Annotated in this window: 17 protein-coding genes; 14 read left to right on the top strand and 3 right to left on the bottom strand. The window is 62.5% G+C overall.

The window, feature by feature from the left end; genetic code table 11:
• Position 1: 1 nt before the first annotated feature.
• From EYW40_RS17310 to EYW40_RS17285, 6 genes are read left to right on the top strand one after another with little or no spacing between them, the layout of a single operon-like run.
• Entirely contained in the window at positions 2 to 1,063 is a 1,062-nt protein-coding gene (locus EYW40_RS17310; protein ID WP_135822915.1) for a TrbL/VirB6 family protein, read from the top strand.
• A 6-nt stretch (positions 1,064 to 1,069) separates the two neighbouring features.
• Positions 1,070 to 2,191 carry a TraC-like domain-containing protein gene (locus EYW40_RS17305; RefSeq protein WP_135822914.1) on the top strand — a complete coding sequence of 374 codons (1,122 nt, stop codon included), beginning with the start codon at positions 1,070 to 1,072 and terminating at the stop codon, positions 2,189 to 2,191.
• Positions 2,175 to 4,409: a VirB4 family type IV secretion system protein gene (locus tag EYW40_RS17300; RefSeq protein ID WP_202614589.1), complete on the top strand. Its 2,235-nt coding sequence runs from the start codon at positions 2,175 to 2,177 to the stop codon at positions 4,407 to 4,409. The genes EYW40_RS17305 and EYW40_RS17300 overlap by 17 nt, the downstream gene beginning before the upstream one ends.
• Positions 4,402 to 8,226 carry an ATP-binding protein gene (locus EYW40_RS17295; protein WP_135822912.1) on the top strand — a complete coding sequence of 1,275 codons (3,825 nt, stop codon included), beginning with the start codon at positions 4,402 to 4,404 and terminating at the stop codon, positions 8,224 to 8,226. Before EYW40_RS17300 ends, EYW40_RS17295 begins: the two co-directional genes overlap by 8 nt.
• Entirely contained in the window at positions 8,223 to 9,107 is an 885-nt protein-coding gene (locus tag EYW40_RS17290) for a bifunctional DNA primase/polymerase (RefSeq protein ID WP_135822911.1), read from the top strand. Before EYW40_RS17295 ends, EYW40_RS17290 begins: the two co-directional genes overlap by 4 nt.
• Positions 9,104 to 10,627 (top strand): primase-associated protein, encoded by a 1,524-nt coding sequence (locus EYW40_RS17285; RefSeq protein WP_135822910.1) that lies wholly within the window; start codon positions 9,104 to 9,106, stop codon positions 10,625 to 10,627. The genes EYW40_RS17290 and EYW40_RS17285 overlap by 4 nt, the downstream gene beginning before the upstream one ends.
• 85 nt (positions 10,628 to 10,712) lie before the next feature.
• Here EYW40_RS17285 and EYW40_RS17280 read toward each other — a convergent pair whose 3' ends face one another.
• Positions 10,713 to 10,976 (bottom strand): DUF7344 domain-containing protein, encoded by a 264-nt coding sequence (locus tag EYW40_RS17280; RefSeq protein WP_135822909.1) that lies wholly within the window; start codon positions 10,974 to 10,976, stop codon positions 10,713 to 10,715.
• 902 nt (positions 10,977 to 11,878) lie between these two features.
• Here EYW40_RS17280 and EYW40_RS17275 point away from each other — a divergent pair.
• From EYW40_RS17275 to EYW40_RS17250, 6 genes are all read left to right on the top strand, one after another.
• Positions 11,879 to 12,319 (top strand): DUF8030 family protein, encoded by a 441-nt coding sequence (locus EYW40_RS17275; RefSeq protein WP_135822908.1) that lies wholly within the window; start codon positions 11,879 to 11,881, stop codon positions 12,317 to 12,319.
• Between the two features lie 182 nt (positions 12,320 to 12,501).
• Positions 12,502 to 13,047 carry a hypothetical protein gene (locus tag EYW40_RS17270; RefSeq protein WP_135822907.1) on the top strand — a complete coding sequence of 182 codons (546 nt, stop codon included), beginning with the start codon at positions 12,502 to 12,504 and terminating at the stop codon, positions 13,045 to 13,047.
• A gap of 73 nt (positions 13,048 to 13,120) precedes the next feature.
• Entirely contained in the window at positions 13,121 to 13,411 is a 291-nt protein-coding gene (locus EYW40_RS17265) for a DUF8069 family protein (RefSeq protein ID WP_135822906.1), read from the top strand.
• Positions 13,411 to 13,746 carry a DUF7558 family protein gene (locus tag EYW40_RS17260; RefSeq protein ID WP_135822905.1) on the top strand — a complete coding sequence of 112 codons (336 nt, stop codon included), beginning with the start codon at positions 13,411 to 13,413 and terminating at the stop codon, positions 13,744 to 13,746. Before EYW40_RS17265 ends, EYW40_RS17260 begins: the two co-directional genes overlap by 1 nt.
• Positions 13,747 to 13,795: 49 nt before the next feature.
• Positions 13,796 to 14,392, top strand: a complete 597-nt coding sequence (locus EYW40_RS17255; protein ID WP_135822904.1) for a DUF7437 domain-containing protein — start codon at positions 13,796 to 13,798, stop codon at positions 14,390 to 14,392.
• On the top strand, positions 14,389 to 14,898 hold the full coding sequence (locus EYW40_RS17250; RefSeq protein ID WP_135822903.1) for a PIN domain-containing protein: 510 nt from the start codon (positions 14,389 to 14,391) through the stop codon (positions 14,896 to 14,898). The genes EYW40_RS17255 and EYW40_RS17250 overlap by 4 nt, the downstream gene beginning before the upstream one ends.
• Before the next feature lie 2 nt (positions 14,899 to 14,900).
• Here EYW40_RS17250 and EYW40_RS17245 read toward each other — a convergent pair whose 3' ends face one another.
• Positions 14,901 to 15,161, bottom strand: coding sequence for a MarR family transcriptional regulator (locus EYW40_RS17245; protein ID WP_135822902.1), 261 nt, complete (start codon positions 15,159 to 15,161; stop codon positions 14,901 to 14,903).
• Positions 15,162 to 15,282: 121 nt separating this feature from the next.
• Here EYW40_RS17245 and EYW40_RS17240 point away from each other — a divergent pair, with 121 nt between their 5' ends.
• The gene (locus EYW40_RS17240; RefSeq protein WP_058984760.1) at positions 15,283 to 15,543 is read left to right on the top strand and encodes a HalOD1 output domain-containing protein; all 261 of its coding nucleotides are present in this window, start codon (positions 15,283 to 15,285) and stop codon (positions 15,541 to 15,543) included.
• Between the two features lie 588 nt (positions 15,544 to 16,131).
• Entirely contained in the window at positions 16,132 to 16,998 is an 867-nt protein-coding gene (locus EYW40_RS17225; protein ID WP_135822900.1) for a DNA-binding protein, read from the top strand.
• 796 nt (positions 16,999 to 17,794) lie between these two features.
• Here EYW40_RS17225 and EYW40_RS17210 read toward each other — a convergent pair.
• Positions 17,795 to 17,912 (bottom strand): integrase core domain-containing protein (locus tag EYW40_RS17210; protein WP_135822899.1); only part of this gene is annotated, 118 nt, incomplete at its 5' end.

The raw sequence follows: 17,912 nt of genomic DNA, 5'->3' as shown, positions 1-17,912 counted from the left end.
GATGGTGGACCTGATAGACGTCGTTCTCGAGGGCTTCAAAGACGTCGTCGATTGGTTCATCGGTCTGTTCATGGACGGGCTTCGGTCGGGGTATCAGACGCTGACCGAAGAGATGTTTGGCACTCCGACTCCCCAGACTGACGGGACGTTCATTTTCGGAGAACCAAGTAACGCCCCTTGGCCAGCAATCCAAGAAGGGCTCATCGGCGGCGAGATCATGTTGATTTCTCTGCTGCTACTTGTGATGAGCGTTCAGGGACGACACACTATCCGCATCTTCAATATCGGGAGTGCGTACGAGGCTCGGAAGACCAAGAAGACTGCCTGGGTCGGAGCCTTTCTGATTATTACCTGGTACTGGATTGGAGCGCTCGCGCTCTACCTTGTTGATGGGTTCACGATTGCCCTGATGCCGGAGCTGTCCTCGCTGGGCTCTGCTATGTTGCAGTTCATAACGGGGTCGATTACCAACCCCGGTCTTGGTCTCCTCTTTGCTCTTATGGGAGGAATTTCGATGTGGGCACTGGAGGCGCTGTTCTACATCCGGCAGATTCTCCTCTACGTCTACCTGTACGGGATGCCCATCGCGTTCGCCGTCGCCTATGGCAACATTCCTGTCCTCTCTGATGTCGCGATGGGGTTCAGCAAACGGTTCGTCCCATTGGCCATCCTACCCCTGCCTGCGGCGATAGTCCTCAAAGGATACGACCTACTCTACTCTGGAGGGACGTTGACGCCGGGAACAGCGTTCCTCAAGTACCTCGTCGCGTCTTCACTTCCTCTCGTCGCGCTCTATGTCACGTGGAAGACGTTCAAATACGCGACCCCACTCACGGCGAAGGTTCTCGGTGGTGCGACGAAAGGAGCGGCCCTCATCGGCGGTGTCGCCGCTGGAGCCTACATCGGCGGCGCCGGCGTCGCGACGACCGCGGCCCGATGGGGACCGAAGGCCGCAGCGGGACACGCTGTGGCGCAGAAAGCTGCAGCCCGTGGCGCGAACAGCGACGAAGACGGCGGGACGCCGTCCTACCGGCGGACCGAGAACGACCCTGGAGGTTACTAACAATCCATGTCCATCGACGAAGACGCAGCCGCACGGCGCATCATGGACCAGTTCGGTGAGGAGAGTCGCATCCCCTACCTCAACATCGAGGAAGGCGACGTCGGCGTCCTGATCGCCTTCCCGATCGTCGGCCTGTTCATCGCCGGTCTCACCGGCATCGAATCACTCGCCCTGCCGTTCGTCGCAGGTGGCTTCGGGTTCGGCGTCGCGATCGTCTACGTCTCGCCCGACCACCTCAACGCGTGGACGTGGACGAAAGACGTCTATCGCTACGTCAAGCGCCCCCAGATCACGTTCAGCGCCCCGGAGGAGGCCGACAGTAGTACCAACGAGACAGAGCGCAACGAGGGCGGGCTCGCGAACTACACGCCGTTCAAGCCCGACGAGCGGACGCAGGACCTCACGAACATCGAACGGGCGTGGCCGGGCGCTGGCGCGATCCAGCGCGCGGACGGCACGATGGAGGCGTTCATCGAGATCAACCCCGGCAACATGGATTTCGCGATGTCCGACGACTGGGCACAGCTCCAAGACGCCGGCGAGGAGTTCGCCAACAAGGAACTGGACTCGAAGCTCAAACTCCACGCCACGACCCGCTCGTTCCCGGTCGAACAGATCACCGAGAACATCGAAGACCGCCTGAACGACGAGGACGTCAAAGAAAACCCCATCTTCCGGGAACTCCTCGAGGAGTATCGGGAGACGCGGCCGAAGGAGATGCGCGAACGGGGCATCCAGCAGGTACGGTACTACATCGGCGTCGAGGTCACCCCGCTGGAGGTCTACGACCGCTTCCGCGACGAGGGCACGCCCGCCGAGAAGCTGACGCAGTTCCCCGTCATCGGGTTCCTGTTCAACCCGTTCGTGACCCGCCGGGAGGACCTCACCGACGTCGAGCGCCGCGCCCAGATGTTCGAGAAGCTGGACAGCCGAGTCAACGACGTGCGGTCGGAGTTCATCCAGCAGGCGTCGGGCTGGTCCGCACGCCGGCTCAGCACGGTCGAGCTCTTCGTGTTGAATATGGACTTCTGGAACGGCCGCGAACACGAGTACGACGACGCAGAGAGCGTCGTTCGCGAACAACCCATCATCGGCCACTCGCGCCGGGAGGATGACCACGATGCGTAACCTCGTCCTCCAGACGGGCAGCGGAGCCGTCGGCCAGCTCACGGAGTGGCTCACGAACCCAACCTCAGCTGAAGGGGCGGCCCTCTACATCCTGCTCGCGGTACTGGTCGGTATCGGCGGGAAACTCCTCTGGGACTGGTACACCGAAGACGACGAGGAAGAGGTCGAGTTCTCGGATCTGCTCGACGAGGAGACCATCGAACAGGGCGCGGCCGAACGCCGACTCCTCGACGACATCGCTGAGTCACACAAGACGGTGACGGCGCCGGCGGCGATCGAGTGGGAGACGCGCGCGGCACGGGTCGGCGAGCAGTGGACGACGACGCTGTACATCGCTGACTACCCGGACTACCCCAACGACGGCTACCTCTCCGAGCTCTTCGAGATGACGGACGTGCAGTTCGATCTGACAGCCCACATCACGCCGAAGAATCAGGAGCGGGCCCGGAACGAACTGCAGGACATCGCTGACGACCTCCAAGTGGACGCCGACCTCGAACAGAGTGTCCGGAGTGCCTACCTGCAGGAACGCGCCAACGAGGCCGCAGCGACGTACAAGGCCGTCGAGAACGGCGCGAACGTCTTCGACCAGGGGATGTTCATCACGGTCCGGGCCGACGAGAAGGAGGAACTCCGCGACGCCGTCCAGAAGGTCAAGAGCGCGCTCCGCGACGATCCGGCGAACCTCACGCCGAAGACGGCGATCTGTCGGCAGGATCTCGCCCTTCAGTCCGCCGCACCTATCGGCGACAACGAGTTCGGGCGGACGTCGATTGCGCTCGGCGGTGCCGTCGGCGCGTTGCTCTCCTCGCCGCACAACGCGACGATCCTCGAGGAGGGCGGCGTCGAGTTCGGGATCCACAAGGACAACCAGAGCCCGGTGGTCATCGACCCGTTCGCCAGGGACAACGGGTACGCGATGTTCACCGTCGGCGACACCGGCTCGGGGAAGTCGTTCAGTTCGAAGCAGAACTTCATCCGCTCCATCGAGCAGAGCAAGGACCGTATCGGCATCATCCTCGAGCCGCTGAATAACTGGGCCGGCGTCGCCGAAGCACTCGACGCCAAACGCATCACGGTCGGCGGGACGCTCGGGCTGAACCCCTTGGAGATTCGGGAGACGCCCGAGCACGTCCAGCGGGCGATGGGCGAGGACGCCAGCCCGTTCAACGAGAAGCTCGACGACGCGATGAGCTTCCTGACGAACTTCTTCGCCCTCCGCGGCATCTCGCTGGGCGACCGCCGGACGACACTCGAACTCGGGCTCAAGCGGGCGTACAAGCGAAACGGGATTACCGACGACATCTCGACGCACGGCAACCCGAGCCCGACGATTCAGGATATGATGGACGTCTTCGAGGACATGGTTGACGACCCCGAGGAGTTCGTCGTCCGGTCCGACGAGGAGGCGGGGAAGATCAAGGAAGACGCGACGTGGCTACTCGACCAGCTCCGCCCCTTCGAGGACGACGGTCGGCACGCCAACCTCGGCCAAGAGTCCGACTTCGACATTCGGGACGAGAAGGTTATCTACCTCGATCTCGCCCAGCAGGAGGGCAGCGTCGACAGCAGCACGGCGCTGACGATGCAGTTGCTCATCTCGCTCGTCTACGAGCGGGCGAAAGTCTCGGAGAAGGAGGTCGTGTTCTACATCGACGAGGCGCGGTACATCATGCAGGACGCCGCGAGCCTGGCGTTCCTCGAAACGGTGTTCCGGCACCACCGCCACCACGACCTCTCAATCCGCTTGGTCACGCAGACCGTCGACGAGTTCTTCGAGCACGCCGAGAGCGAGGCCATTCTGGACCAGTGTGCGGTCAAGCAGTTCCACCGTCTCGACGGGATGGACGAGGAGTGGGCTGATGAGTTCGGCCTGAACTACGCACAGATGCGGTTCGTCCAGGACGCCGTGCCCGGCAACGAGGACGCCGGCTTCTCCGAAGCACTCGTGGGCGTCGACGGCGAGTGGCGCGGCATCCAGGTCAAAGCGATGCCCAAGGAGAAGCAGGTCATCGACTTCGATCCGACCTCACAGATCCGGTCTTCATTGCCCGGCGCCGGCGACGACGCCGTCGATACCGAGATGGAGGAGTTCCAAGAAGAGCTCGAGCATCGAGCAACGAACGGAACGAACGAAACGAGCGAACCGAACGAGGAATCAGACGCCGTCGAAGCTGAGCCAGACGGCGGGTCGACGGAGGGGACCAACGATGGCTGAGTACCTGCGCGTCACGCCGACATCCGAGCGACTCGATCCGGAGAGCATCCCCCGAGTCCTCGACAGCCTCCACAAGCTGACCACGCCCGGCTCGTCGGGTCTCGGGGCGAAGCTGAACCCGCTCCACAGCGAGACACCACCCCGATTCGAGTTCCTCGCAATCAGTGATGGCCCGGACGACCCGGTGGAGTTCTTCTACGGGGCCGATGCGCACCTCGATACGCTCGAGAAGCGCCTCCGCTCCATCTATCCAAGCACGTTCGACATCGAGCGCGTCGACGTCGACGTCGCCGCTCGGCTCATTCAGCCAGTCAAGTTCACACCGCAGGAATTCGTCGACCACTACGAGGCCGGGCGGCTGCAGTACGAGTTTGGCCCGGCAGAACAGTACGACATCGTCGACGAGGAATCAGAGGACTCCGAGCCAGCCGAAGCGGACCCCGTTGTCGACGGCGGTACGGCAGCCACGAGCGTCCCCGATCATCACGTGACTGTCGGGGACTCAGCCCTCGAACTAGCGCCGCCCGATGCACTTCCAGACGACGAGGAAGAGCGACGGGCCATCGAGAAGCCGACGATGACACCGGCGGGAACGATTCTGGCTCGCCCGGCACAGGATGCTGTCTCGCCGCTCGGTGTCCGGTGGTGTGGCTCCGCGTCGCGGAAGCAGGACTGGATGACCTCGCTGACGCCGTTCACGGCAGAGGAAACGAACGGCGATCTCTCGTCCGTCGACGAGCCCGGCGCGGCGCTGGCGTCGCTGATCGACCACTTGATGGAGGCGACAGCGCCGACCGCGTTCCAAGTCGTCTTCCAACGGCGTGCTAGCTGGCAGTCCGACTCGGAGGTACGGAAAGAGGACCTCGTCGACGGCCGGGATACGTTCTTCCAGGAAGTCGTCGGGTCGTTGCTCGAGGTCGAGGAGCAACGGAGCGACCAGGACGACCGGCAGCTCAGCGAGGCCGTCGAGAAGCGGATCGAGTACATCGACGCGAAGAACGCCAAACGGTCGTTCACGGTCAACATCCGGGCCGTCGGCGTCCCCACCGACACCATCCGCGACGACCTCGATGGTCGGATGGACTCGCTCCTCCCGGTGTTCGACCCGCTTGATGGTCCGTTCTACGAGGTCGAGGGGCAACGCCTCCGGGACAGCGGCTTCCGTGAGAAGACGAAGGAGAAGAAGGCACGGGCCGCTCTCCAGCGCCTCCTCAATCGCGAGTTAATGACGGGGCGGGGGAAGACCCGCCCCGAGCTGGTCCTCTGTGGAACGGAGCTCGCGAACTTCGTCCTCGTTCCCTCCTCCGAACAGTTGACCGTCGAAGGGACGCGAGGAACCAGGGCCGAACAGCAGAGTCGGAACCCGCTCCCGTGGCCGAATCCGGATCTAATCCAGCAGTTCCAAGACGGGATGGCAATCGGCTACGCGCTCGACGAGAACGGTGAGCCACGGCCGGAGCCCATTCGGATTCCGCCAGACCTGTTGCCGACGCATTACGGGCGGTTCGCGTCGACTGGTGGCGGGAAGTCGAAGGCCATCATCAACGACGCGCTCTCGCTCCGTGATACGACTGGTGGCCCCGTCGTCCTCGTCGACCCGAAGGGGGACGGGATGTGTGAGAACTACCTGCGCTGCCACTACGAGCGGTTCAGTGGCCTCGACGACGTCTACCACTTCCGCGTCCCGGAGACAATCCCCGCGTTCTCCTTCTTCGACATCCGGCCTGCGCTCGAGGCCGGTCGCAACCGAGAGGACGCGATTCAGGACAAGGTCGATCACTTCCACGACATCCTCCGGATGATTATGGGCCGCGAGCAGTACGGGCAGGCGTTCGTCGCGAACGAGATCCTCAGCTACCTGATTAAGGCGCTGTTCGACGAGGAGTACGGGAGCGACGTGTTCGGCTTGGACGACCTCTTCGCCGCCGCGCTCCGGATGCAGCGCGACCAGACGATTCCCCCGGTCTCAGCGGATAACCAGAACATCGAGGAATCGCTGACGCGCCACTTCGCGAAGGACAACCACCAGTTCCAGGTGTCGATGGACGCCGTCGGGAACCGCCTCGACAAGCTCAAAGAGGACGCGCATCTCCGGCGAATCTTCAGCCACGTCCCCGAGCAGAATGACGCCGGCGAGTACGTCGACAACCGGTTCGACTTCCGCGAGTTCCTCGATAAAGACGCCACCATCATCTTCGACCTCGGCGACCTGCGGCCGGAGGCCCAGCGAGCGATCACCCTACTACTGTTGAGCAATCTCTGGGACGCCGTCCAGGTGCGCCGGCGCGACGGCCAGACCGACTACGAGAAGCTCACGAACCTCATCATCGAGGAGGCGGCGCCGGTCGCGTCGACGAAGCTCGTCTCCGAACAACTCCTGCCGCAGGGCCGGTCGTTCGGCCTGAGTATGGGCCTCGTGATGCAGTTCCCCGAGCAGGTGCGGAACCGGAACGAGCGGGCCTACGACGAGGTGCTGAACAACATCAAGACCAAGCTCATCGGCAACATCTCGATCGAGCGCGACCTCGCGGAGTCGCTTGCCCACGAGGACCTCAGCCCGACCGAACTCCGCAACCGAATCAACACGTTGCCGAGCGGCGAGTGGATCGCCCAACTCCCCAGTCCGTCGTTCGGCGAGACTGGGCCGCCGCCGTTTTCGCTGAAGCCGCTCCCGATTGCGCCAGGCCATCCAGAAAGCGACCAGCCGCTCACAGAGCCCCAGGAAGACCATTTCGAGTCCGTGTCCCGGCCACGGATGGTCGAGCGGACACAGGCCCAGTACGGGCTGAGAGAGCCGACTGAGTCGACCACTTCCCCAGAGGAGACTGGCTGGGGGAGTTCGGGGGGTGAGACGACGGGCTCGGCTGCCGACGGCGATGCAGCGACCGACCCGACGCAATCCGCGTTCATCAGCGAATCGACGGCCGAGGACGCATCGACGTCGACCACCCAGGTCGAGACGGACAGCGACCCAGATGCAGACGAGGCAGCGATGAGCCCCCTGTTCGGGCAGGCCACCGAAACGGACGAGGACCCAGCTGGTGACCAAGCAGCGCAGACGGAGAACGGGGCAACGCCCGTCCAGGAAAGCAGCGTACCCGTCCCCGATGACGAACTCCAACAACGCGGGCTCAGCCGTGACGACGTCCGATTCCTGAATCGGGTCCTCGACGTGATGAACCGAGAGGACGACGAGTACACGCTACTGGACAGGATGAGCCAGCTCCGGGACGAATACGACGACCTCCATATGGAACGGCTCACAGAACAGGACCTCCTGGAAGCGGACTCCGCGGCGGGGCGCAAGTACTACACCGTCCTCCCGGACGGTCGAGACCTCCTCGGGAGAGAATTGAAGGCGGGGCCAGGAGCGGGCGATCTCGGCGAGAAAACGCCACACAAGGTTGGCGTCCGGCTCCTCGAGCTGTGGCTCCACCAGCGGGACGACGTCGGTCGGGTGGAACCGTACTACGAAACCGACGACGGCACGGTATTGGACGTGGCCGGCTTCGACGAGGGCGGCGATCTCGTCTGGGCCGGCGAAGCAGAGCTCGCGAGTAACAACCGGCACGCCCCGGTCGAGGATTACGACAAACTCAGCGCGGTGGACGCCGACGCGATCTGGGCCTTCAACAATCGCGAGACGGCGCTCAATGTCCTGGAGAGCCTTGCCGACGCAGATCGAATCGACGAGCGGGTCAGCGGGCGGGCGGCACGGTCGTTCGCGACCATCAGAGACGCCGTCAACGAGTTCGATGCTGCGGGCCTGACCACCGTTCGGGGCTTCAAAAATCTCGATCAGGAACTCAACCAATGACCTGGCGACAGGCGACCCGCGAGGAGATTTACGCCTACTATGCCGAGGAGTTCCCCCGCTATCTGGACGACCTGCCGGAATTCATCACGGCGACCGGCCCGAAACAGTACGCCGTCGCCTTTCGCGAGTCCCACCCGGTGCGCAAAGACGAGGTGCCGGACAAGGACTTCATCCGGCGGGATACCTGGCAAACAGATGCGTCGGGCGACCGAACGACGCCCGAGTTCGACGACCTCGAGGACGTCGTCGAGTTCATACGCCACCCCGCTCGCAACGACCCGCTGGGGCGGAGCAAGTTCGCGCTTGCTGATCCGGAGGTGCTGGAGCAACCGGACCCACGGCCCGACGCCGTCTACTACGCGCTGGATCACTGGGAACGACCCTGGGTCCTCCTCGTCGACATCGACGCGAAAGAGATCGCCCGAGACCGAGCGGACGAGATGGTGTCGACGGACCTCGACGATCGGGGCGACGACGCGCTCCTCGACGCTGCGGGTATCCTCGATGCCGCTCCCGAGGGGTATCCGTACGCCTTCGAAGACATCGACCGCGCCATCGAATACGGGTTCGAGGTGCGTGACATCTTCGAGGACGATTTCGACGCCGAGGAGACGATGGTCGTGTACAGCGGGCAGGGGGTCCACGTCTACCTGCTGGATACCGACCCGGCGCACCGATACGACGAGCAGAGTCGCGAAGTGTTGAACGACCTCCTCCTCGAGACGTACGACATCCCGATCGATCCCGTCGTGACGGCCGACCGCCGGCGTGTCGCTCGCCTGCCCTACTCGCTGCACGCCGACGTCTGTAGCATCGTTCAACCAATCGAGAGTCCGGCGTTCGACGTTCGGTCGGCGACACCCGAGGTGATCGACGAATGAGTCCGAGTACCCCCACCGACGACGAGGACATGGCGTATCGGGTTGCGGCACTCCCGCTGGAGTACGGTGAGACCCGCATCAACCAGCTGTTTACGCGTGGCTACAACCGATACGTCGTCGACGGCGAGGACCAACCAGAGGACCTCGTGAACGACGTCGAGCGGTTCGGGACGGCGGCGTTCAAAGAGCAGGTCCGTGTCGACGCCGCCGAAGAGCCGTTCGTCGACGAACCGGGGACGCTCGCCGTGCTCGCGACGCTGAGTGCGATCTGTGTGAAAGAAAACCCGAAGTTCGAGCACGCGTCACCACGGAACATTCAGGTGCTCTACGACATCCGGGAGCTGTACGTCAACAATCTCGCCTCCCTCATGCACGCCCACGGCGATGGATCACTCCAGCAGGACATCGCCGACGTGCTGTACAGCAAGGAGCCCGGTGAGGATGGCCCACATCCGGGTCGGGTCTGTACGGGCATCACGGAGATGCCGGAGTTCGGGGATGGCCTGTACCTCGAAATCCCGATGGCGGCGGCGTCACGCAAATGTCTCGTTCGGGAGGACGAGTCGTCGACAGGGAATGACGATGGCGGGGAGATACTGACGCGAGTGAAGGACAACAATCTGTACGTCCCGGTCGGTGATTTCGACAGCAAGTATCGGGACTACGCTGAGCGGGCGTTCAAGAAGCTCCTGCGGGTGCAAGAAGACGGGCTCTCCGACGACCAGCTATCGTGGCTGACCACGAACGAGTCGGCAATTACGGAGCGGATCGACCGCTTCCTCGAGACCGGCCATCACGAGCGCATCTGGCGGAACTGGGACCGTGGGGAACGGACGATTCGCGTCCTCCGGCGGGCTCTTAGTGATGCGCCCGATGACGTGGCGCAAAAGGGTGAGTTCCACACGGCGAAGGAGCTCTATCGAGCGGTTACGGCGTACGACGCCGAGGACGAGTGGGAATCCTCTGTAACGGACTGGATATCGAGTCCGAGCAGTCTCGCGAAGACGCTGGCCGACCACGAGTCCCACTCGGCCGTCACGATCGACCGCGACGGGCGCGTCAATACGTACCGAATCGGGCGAGCCGGAACCGGCGCCGAACAGATCGAAGTGCGAGAGATCGAGGACCTCTTCGAACTCCCCTGTATGGCGAATATGGAGGAGCGGCTACACGAGAAGAAGCCCGTCCGGAAGGATCTCTATAACTTCGCGCGGATGGTGATGTGGCTGCCGCAGTACCAGGACAGCAGCCTCGACGAGATCGTCGCGGACCTCAAGGACGTCTTCTCCCGGTGGCCGTGGTACGACGAGCAGGAGACCGAGTACCAGGTTCGCTACGAATTCTCGAACACGATCGACGGCGACACGCCGTTGCCGATGAACTGCGATAACGACGATCTACAGCGCTACTGTATCGGCCAGGACCAGTGTCCCTACTCGATCTGGGGCAGCCTCCCGTTCCCGGATGAGATGTACGAGCAGGTCGAAGAGGAATCCGCGGGTCCCGCTGAGCAATTCTGAACTACAGATTTACTTTCTTTTCGAGAAGATCGTTATTGCTTCTTGCGCGCTGCGGGGGATCTCCGGTAGGCGGATCGCAGGGTTATCACGCTGTTGGTCGTTGGTATTTGATTGTCTCGGTTCGTTCGTTAAACTTGACGACCCCGTTCTCTTCGAGTTTCGGGAGACACACGTGGACTACTTCGTAGCTGACGGTAACTCTGTCAGCTGCGACTGGGTTCGTCTCTTGGTCGATGATGTGCTCGATGAGAGCATCGAGCGATGCAGTTCCGTCGTCTGAGTCCGCTAGATAGTCGATAATCGTCTGCGACCATTCATTTCCGTGGAACTCGTCGTCGGCCTCAGGCATTAGTGGGTAGTGGCTGTTGCGGAACGCGTGTGGTGTGTGATGCGTCCCACGTGCCGGCCACGCGAGGAGAACGAGGAGACTGCCTGTTCGTCCGGTAACCCGGCTCAAACGACCCCTTCATAATCGGGGCACGAACGCATAGTGTGCAGATGGGCTCCGTACCTCGTCATCGCGCCATAGACCCATAAACCCGTGTTACTTTACACAGTGTGTTGAATTGGCTCACCCTGGCCAACCAACTCTGCCGTGTCCTCATACTCCTTGGTGACATCACTAGTCGAGAACGTCGGAGATGACGATTCATTCGAGCGGTTAGTATTCACTTCGCTCGCGGATGCTCGCGTGTTCAGCACGACAGCTACAACCTATCATAATCTGAGAATTACAACAATTCCACTCAAAAGTAGAAACAGATCTCATTGAATCCCCGTCGAGCAATTTTCAGCGGCTATGACGACCAGAATCGGGAGAATCGGGGCGTTTCACGACCTGAAGTCCTGTCTGGGGGAACCTCGATAGACTAAGATGAGGTGGAGTAGTAGCGCCAAGAAATTCAGATACGCCCGTGATCACCTTCGTTACCCCGCCGTCGAGCAATTTTTGAATTCACAGCATCATCTCGGAACTCGTCGAGGCACTTTCTACGCCCTCAAATCAGCCCGACGAGGTTCTTCTGCAATTTGAGTCCGTTATTTCGCCTTGCATATCGCGGATTTCGTCCAAAGAAAGAGGCGATATGCAATGTGCGAAGGCCGCCGGCTCTCTCAGGCCGAGGGGCCGTCACGGAGGTAGCGAAACTACACAAGTATCAGATTTTGCGCATAGGTTGAGCGGGTGCGTTTCGGTGGGGTCTGTTGCCCCCACGAGGGGGTGGCGGGGCGCATCACGTGCCCCGATAGACGATGGCTTCGGACCAACGCAGCAAGACACGAGCAGCGGATCACGCAGGAACTACCCCCGACGATGAGGCGCCGTGGGCGGACCTCGAGATGGCGGTTCCGACCGACCGGGATCACGCGTCGGTCGTCGCCCTCGTGGAGTGTGCTCTCGTCGAACTCACGCACGAGGCCGTGGGCGCCGTCTTCGTCTCCCGGCAGGTCGGACGGTCGTCGCGGACGCAGTACGTCGCCGCCGACGACGTCGGCGAGCAGTTCCAGAAACGGCACTTCGACGACCGGCTGGGCTGGCACGAGACCACCGTCCCTCGACGAACCGTTCGCGACGAGCTCATCACCCAGCTCACGGGGTCGTCTTCGACGTCAACGGAGCGGTCAGGTGAGAAAGCAACCAGCGAGCCAGACACCTTCGTCGTGAAGCCAGTTCGAGAGCTCCGAACGCCGTAGCAGCTAGACTTAACCAACATTCTCGGTCGATACCGACACGGTGTTGGTTAACGCTGGGGGTGGATCCACTCCCTCGCCCCCACCCACCGCCCTGTCCCTCGAGTGAGTGTATCCTGGCGGCTGGCCCGCACGAACGGCCGTCGCGACGGGTTTTATCGGCGCACTGTTCGTCGAGTGCGAGTATGGTCGTCGTCGAGGAGGTCACCAAACTGAGCGAGCGCCGCACCCAAACCTCGTCCGAGGTATTTCCGGACGATGCGCTGGCGTCGATTCGGTCGGCCGTCGAGGCCGTCCCAGCAAGCGTCTTCGACGGCTCGACGAAGCACACAGAGGTCGGCGGCTTCGATGCCGCGATCGCCGACAAGCTCTCGCAGTACGGGTACGAAGGGGACGCCGCCGGCGGTTACAACCCGAACTGCAAGCTCTGGTCGCATCAGGGGTTTAATTACAGCGTCGACCTCTACGACGCCGACACCCGCATCGCCATCGAGGTCGAGAAGAGCGAGCGGAAGAACGTCAGCGACGACCTTCTCAAGTTCCAGAAGGGGTACCGCACCCAGAAGGACGGCCGGCCAAAGATCGAGTTCGGCTGTCTGGTAGTGCCGGTGAACTATCTCGGCCGCCATAACCTCTACCAGCACAGCCTGACCAAGCTCGACTTCATGAAGGGCGTCCTGTTCATCGACGACGTCGCCGTCATCGGCTATCGAGACCCGCGACCGGACTGATACTGTCGGCCCTGACTGTTTATCGGCGCCAGGAGGCGTGCAGCGCGCAATAGCGTGCGCTGCGTGACTCACCATGCCTGGTCCCGATCCGCACGACGCCACGAGTCGCGACTACGAACGGTTCGAGAAGGAACAGCTCGCCCAGGACCGCGATGCCGCCAGCGTCGACACGGCGGACGTCGACGACAGGACAGCCCAGAACCTGATCAACGACCTCGTCGACGCGGACATCGTCACTCCGGTTCCTGAAGACCAAGTTCTGGTTCACGAGCCGAGCGGCACCACGTTCGACTCATCGACGCAGCTGGCCGTCTTCCATCGCGGCTGGACGGCCGGCCGCGACGCCGACGCGGAGGGCGAGTGATGCAGCAGACCCTTGTCGGCTGTGCGTTTTGCGACGCGCTGCCCGGTACCGAGACTGGCGAGGCCCACACCTGGGGGCAGGACGAGCGGGTCACCCACCCAATCTGTGTCGACTGCGCGATTCAGACGGAGCCGGATCCCGACGAGCGCGATCACGTCGCCTGTGACGGCTGTGGGCTGGTCGTCGACACGCTCGCAGCGCTCACGCGATTCCGGGTCGAACTGGGGCATCTGGAAGGCCCGTTGCAGTTTTGCGCCCGCTGTAACCCCGGTGGCCTAGCCACCTACTGGACGCGTGACCTCGAGGAGCATCTCGTCGCGGCGCCGGCGGAGTGACCCCAACACTCTTTACTGATTCGCTGTAAACTGTAATCAAGAACGACCCGTGTCACGCACTTCAAATCGCGCCGACGGCGACATCGTCCAGGACTTCCTCTCGGTCGCCGATCTCCTCGAGGAGCCACAGCTGGCTCAGCTGTACGCGTACCTCGCCCGGGAGGGGGAGGCGACCGTCCAGGACGTGATGGACGACCTCGAGCTCGCACAGGGAACCGCCTACAGCTACGTCAACCGGCTCGTCGACGCCGGCGTCGTCGACGTCACCGACGACGAGCAGCCGCGCCGGTACGCTGCTCGGGAGATCGACCTGACCGTGACGACGGCCGCCAGTGACCGCGAGTACACGATCACGCCGGCGCTGATCGACGCCGTCGGCCGCCGCGAGACGGACGCCGACATCGACACCTACATCGACCGCCACGGCGTCGCCGGCCTCGCGACGGCGCTCACCTACGCCGTCGCTCGGGAGCGTGGGGAAGTGACCCACCGGCTGATGGCCGAAGACCTCGACATTTCGCCGCTGGCTGCAGAGATGATCCTCCAGGCGCTCCGGCCCGTCGTCCACGAGCACTACGACATCGAGGAAGCTGGGGCGGGACTCGACGAGTTGGATATCGACGGCGACGGCGCAAACGACGCGTGAGCCGGCTCCACATTGCTGACACCGGCCTGTTCGTCGCGATGGGACAGCCGTCGAACAGCCGGTACAAGGCTGTTCGGCGATTCGCTCGCCGGAACGACGTCACCTTCGTCCTCCCGGAACGGGTGTACGAGGAGCTGACTGTCGACGAGTCCGACGTCGAGGCGCCACCCGTCGACACCGCGATCGACGAGGGATGGGCGACGGTTGCGGCGCCGCTCGAGTTCTCCGAGCCGGTCGTCTCGCGAGTGATGGATGGCGTCCAGCGGTACATCGCGAACGCCGATAATCGCCCTGCCGACGAAGTCGAGCGTGCCGACGCCGCCCTCGCCGCCCTGGCTGCCCAGCATCTCAGCGCGGGGACGGCGACCGAGGTGTACATCTACACGACCGACATCGCGGCCGGCGAAGGCGCCGAAACCGTACTCGCAAGTGAGGGGTACGGTGACTCGGTGACGTTTGTGAACGGCTTCCGGTTCATCGAGGACCTAGTCGCCGGCGACAGCTGACGCTATTCGGGGTCGAGGTCACGAGCGTCGAGGTCGCCGGCGAGATACTGCTCGCCCTCTCGTGTGATGTCGTAGACACCGTTGCCGAGGTGGACGAGGAGTCGATATTCGACGAGTGTCTTGCAGCGGGCGTTGATGTGTTGCCGGAAGAACCGGACGCGGTCGCTATCAGCCATTTCCTTGGGGGTATCAGGGCCGTCCTCAGAGAGATGCTCCAGAATGCGGTCATCGGCGCGAGACATCCAGTCGGCGTCAAAGCGCATAATCGCTTCTGGTTGCGCCGACACTATCCCGAACGCGCTAAGTCAAATAGAGAAGCGTATCGCTTCTGTGGTTGACTCCTAACGTTTTAAACGTCTGTCACCCAAAGCCCCGAGTGTTCAGATGCATTCCCCTCCAGCGGACAGTTCGGGCGGACCGAATGACCTCGTCGTCGAGATCATCGAGACACTGGAGACATGCGGGCTCGAAGACGACGGCTATCAACTCCACGATTACGTGGACATCGATGCGCTCGAACAGTTGCTTGCCTCATCCGATGGGGACATCGCCGTCCAGTTTACTGTCGAAGGGATTCCACTCGAGGTCTCACCGGACGGTGTCGACGTCATCGTCGAGGATGAGTCCGGGTGCGTCAACGAATAACGACGTTCGTTGCGGAGACAGGGAGTGTTCTCGAAAGCCCTCGGCCGCTCGACGTCCCGCGACCGCCGCTGCGCGCCTCGTACCTGTGGTGCTTGCGGGGTCGGGGGACGGCCGAGGCGGCCTCGCCCTTTCTGAGTCCACCAGGACGGTGAATGGCTCACCGAGCGACGTGGCCGGCTGGACAGGTGAGTACGTGACGGCCCGCCCCGCTCGCCGCTGCCGCCCTCTGCGTCGCTCGCGACCGACCATTCCGGGCGTGCGGGCGCTCTCCGCACCGCCCGCGCCCGTTCCGGGCTAAAATGAATCTGGTCTCGACGCCAGCGGGTAAGCGCGGGGGGTTGCGCGGCGTGGCTGCTCACCCCCCACGCTTACTCCGCTGGCCGCTCGCTCCGGGCGGGTCGGCGCGCGGTGCTGGTTGGGGCCACCTCATGCAGGCGCGCTCTCGCTCGCGCCCGGTAGGGCGCTCGCGAAGGCGCGAGCGAGAGCGCGCAGATGGTTCTGTCGGTCGTTGTCGTCGGAAAACCGCGATGTAGTAGCATCGCGGTGTCGGCGCGTGAGCGCCTTCAGTGGTACCTTGGAGAGATACCAATGTCCAGTAACAACGCTAGCGGAAAGGTCGTTTCGGTCGATGAACAGGCATTCGAGAAAGCGGGCGGTCAGGCGGTCGATGAAGACGGCTTCCCGGTCGTCGACGAGACGCCGGAGTTCGAGGCGGCGGTCGAGCAGGAGACGCAGGCGAAGGTGGATGCGAACCACCCGGACGGGATCGCGGACACGAGCGAGGACCGGATTCACGGGGTCACCCTCGAACAGGAAGAGCGCATTCGGGCGCGGGAAGCCGAACTGGAGCGCATCAGTGCCCAGGCCGAGCTCGGAACGCAGGAGGGTCGCGAGCAGCGCACGCGAGAGGTCGTCAGCGAGCAGTGTGGTCGTGACGAGCCGGCGCCGGCGGAGCGCACGGATCCCCGAGAGATGCTGACGCAAGACGAACTCGCGGCGGTCAACGAGCAGGCGATGCGGATCAGCGACGAAGTGCAGGGCGGCTGGTCGAGAGCGGTCGTCGCGAAGCAGCTGGCCGAGAAGGTGCAGCGCGGTCGGGACGTCACGAAGGCGGTGCTGGAGACCCTCGAGGAGTTGAAGGCGGCGCCGGGGGCGATCGTGCCCATCGCGGACGTGCCGGACGTCCCGGTCGGTGAGGTGACGGTCGAAGGTGAAATCACGCAGCTCTGGGATCCGAGTGATACCTCGATTTCTCAGGTCGGGTTGATCGAGGACGATAGCGGGAAGATCAAGTTCACCATCTGGGAGGCCTCTCGGAAGACGGTCGTGAGTGAAGGTGAGACGGTCCGGTTCCGGGCCGTCAAGAAGAACTGGTACCAGGGGCGGTGCAGCATCGCCATCACGGGCTGGAGCAGGATCGAATTCCCAGAGCGCGGTCGGTGGTGGGAAGAGTAGGCGAGCGCGTCGCCCTTCTTTTTTGGTGTGTGCCGGACCGACCCTGACCCCGCCGCCCCACCCTCCGCTCCGTGCTCGCTTCGCTGCGCGCGCAGCCACAACCTCACCCACCGGGCCAACCGACTCGACGATCTCATTACGGTGTGTGTCAAGCACCACCATCTCTGGAAACGACTCTCACCGCTTCGATTGAACAGCGGTTGAGAGGGAGTAACACCATAGATTAGAAATGGCTCCCTGATGAGAGGATTATCAATGAGTGTATCTGTGGATTTTGGAAACATTAGGCCCATTGAGGACTCTCGGAGAAAAGGGTTCGAGGAGTTATGCAGCCAAGTCGCTCATAAGTACGAAGAAATCCCGGCATCCTGGAAATATACGCGTATTGGCGACCCTGACGCAGGAATTGAGTGTAAGTGGGAATCCCCAGAAGGGGAAATATGGGGTTGGCAAGCGAAATATGTTGATAGGATAAACAACGAGAGCCTGTCTCAGATCGACAGCTCTGTGAAACAAGCCCTAGAGAACTACCCTAGTCTAAGTCGCTACTTTGTCTGCGTTCCCTGTGATAGACCTCATAGTCCGAGGGAGGGCATCAAAACTGCCCTAGAGAAATGGAATGATCGGAAGGAAAAGTGGGAGAAATGGGCTGAGGAAGAGGGTATGGATGTGGAGTTTGTTTTCTGGGGACATTCAGAACTTCTAACATTTCTCAGTCAAAATAAACACAAAGGTAGGATATATTTCTGGTTTAGTTCAGACTATCTCACTGACACAAAACTCCAGGAGGCACTGTCTAGTTCTGGAGTTTCTCGATCGGCGTTTTTCCATCGAGAGCTTGGTGGGGTCTGTGGCGGTTGTAGTAATGCATGAACTGTTCAAGCCACTCTCGGACGCTGGAGCGACTGCCCACC

Source organism: Halostella litorea (assembly GCF_004785955.1).
Lineage (GTDB): Archaea > Halobacteriota > Halobacteria > Halobacteriales > Natronoarchaeaceae > Halostella > Halostella litorea.
The sequence above is the reverse complement of the archived record's forward strand: the minus strand, read 5'-3'. Positions and strand labels throughout refer to the sequence as shown.

Excerpts from the sequence above, each read along its gene's own strand:
- EYW40_RS17310 (WP_135822915.1), top strand. The coding sequence starts at position 2 with ATGGTGGACCTGATAGACGTCGTTCTCGAGGGCTTCAAAGACGTCGTC.
- EYW40_RS17305 (WP_135822914.1), top strand. The coding sequence starts at position 1,070 with ATGTCCATCGACGAAGACGCAGCCGCACGGCGCATCATGGACCAGTTC.
- EYW40_RS17300 (WP_202614589.1), top strand. The coding sequence starts at position 2,175 with ATGACCACGATGCGTAACCTCGTCCTCCAGACGGGCAGCGGAGCCGTC.
- EYW40_RS17295 (WP_135822912.1), top strand. The coding sequence starts at position 4,402 with ATGGCTGAGTACCTGCGCGTCACGCCGACATCCGAGCGACTCGATCCG.
- EYW40_RS17290 (WP_135822911.1), top strand. The coding sequence starts at position 8,223 with ATGACCTGGCGACAGGCGACCCGCGAGGAGATTTACGCCTACTATGCC.
- EYW40_RS17285 (WP_135822910.1), top strand. The coding sequence starts at position 9,104 with ATGAGTCCGAGTACCCCCACCGACGACGAGGACATGGCGTATCGGGTT.
- EYW40_RS17280 (WP_135822909.1), bottom strand. The coding sequence starts at position 10,976 with ATGCCTGAGGCCGACGACGAGTTCCACGGAAATGAATGGTCGCAGACG.
- EYW40_RS17275 (WP_135822908.1), top strand. The coding sequence starts at position 11,879 with ATGGCTTCGGACCAACGCAGCAAGACACGAGCAGCGGATCACGCAGGA.
- EYW40_RS17270 (WP_135822907.1), top strand. The coding sequence starts at position 12,502 with ATGGTCGTCGTCGAGGAGGTCACCAAACTGAGCGAGCGCCGCACCCAA.
- EYW40_RS17265 (WP_135822906.1), top strand. The coding sequence starts at position 13,121 with ATGCCTGGTCCCGATCCGCACGACGCCACGAGTCGCGACTACGAACGG.
- EYW40_RS17260 (WP_135822905.1), top strand. The coding sequence starts at position 13,411 with ATGCAGCAGACCCTTGTCGGCTGTGCGTTTTGCGACGCGCTGCCCGGT.
- EYW40_RS17245 (WP_135822902.1), bottom strand. The coding sequence starts at position 15,161 with ATGCGCTTTGACGCCGACTGGATGTCTCGCGCCGATGACCGCATTCTG.
- EYW40_RS17240 (WP_058984760.1), top strand. The coding sequence starts at position 15,283 with ATGCATTCCCCTCCAGCGGACAGTTCGGGCGGACCGAATGACCTCGTC.
- EYW40_RS17225 (WP_135822900.1), top strand. The coding sequence starts at position 16,132 with ATGTCCAGTAACAACGCTAGCGGAAAGGTCGTTTCGGTCGATGAACAG.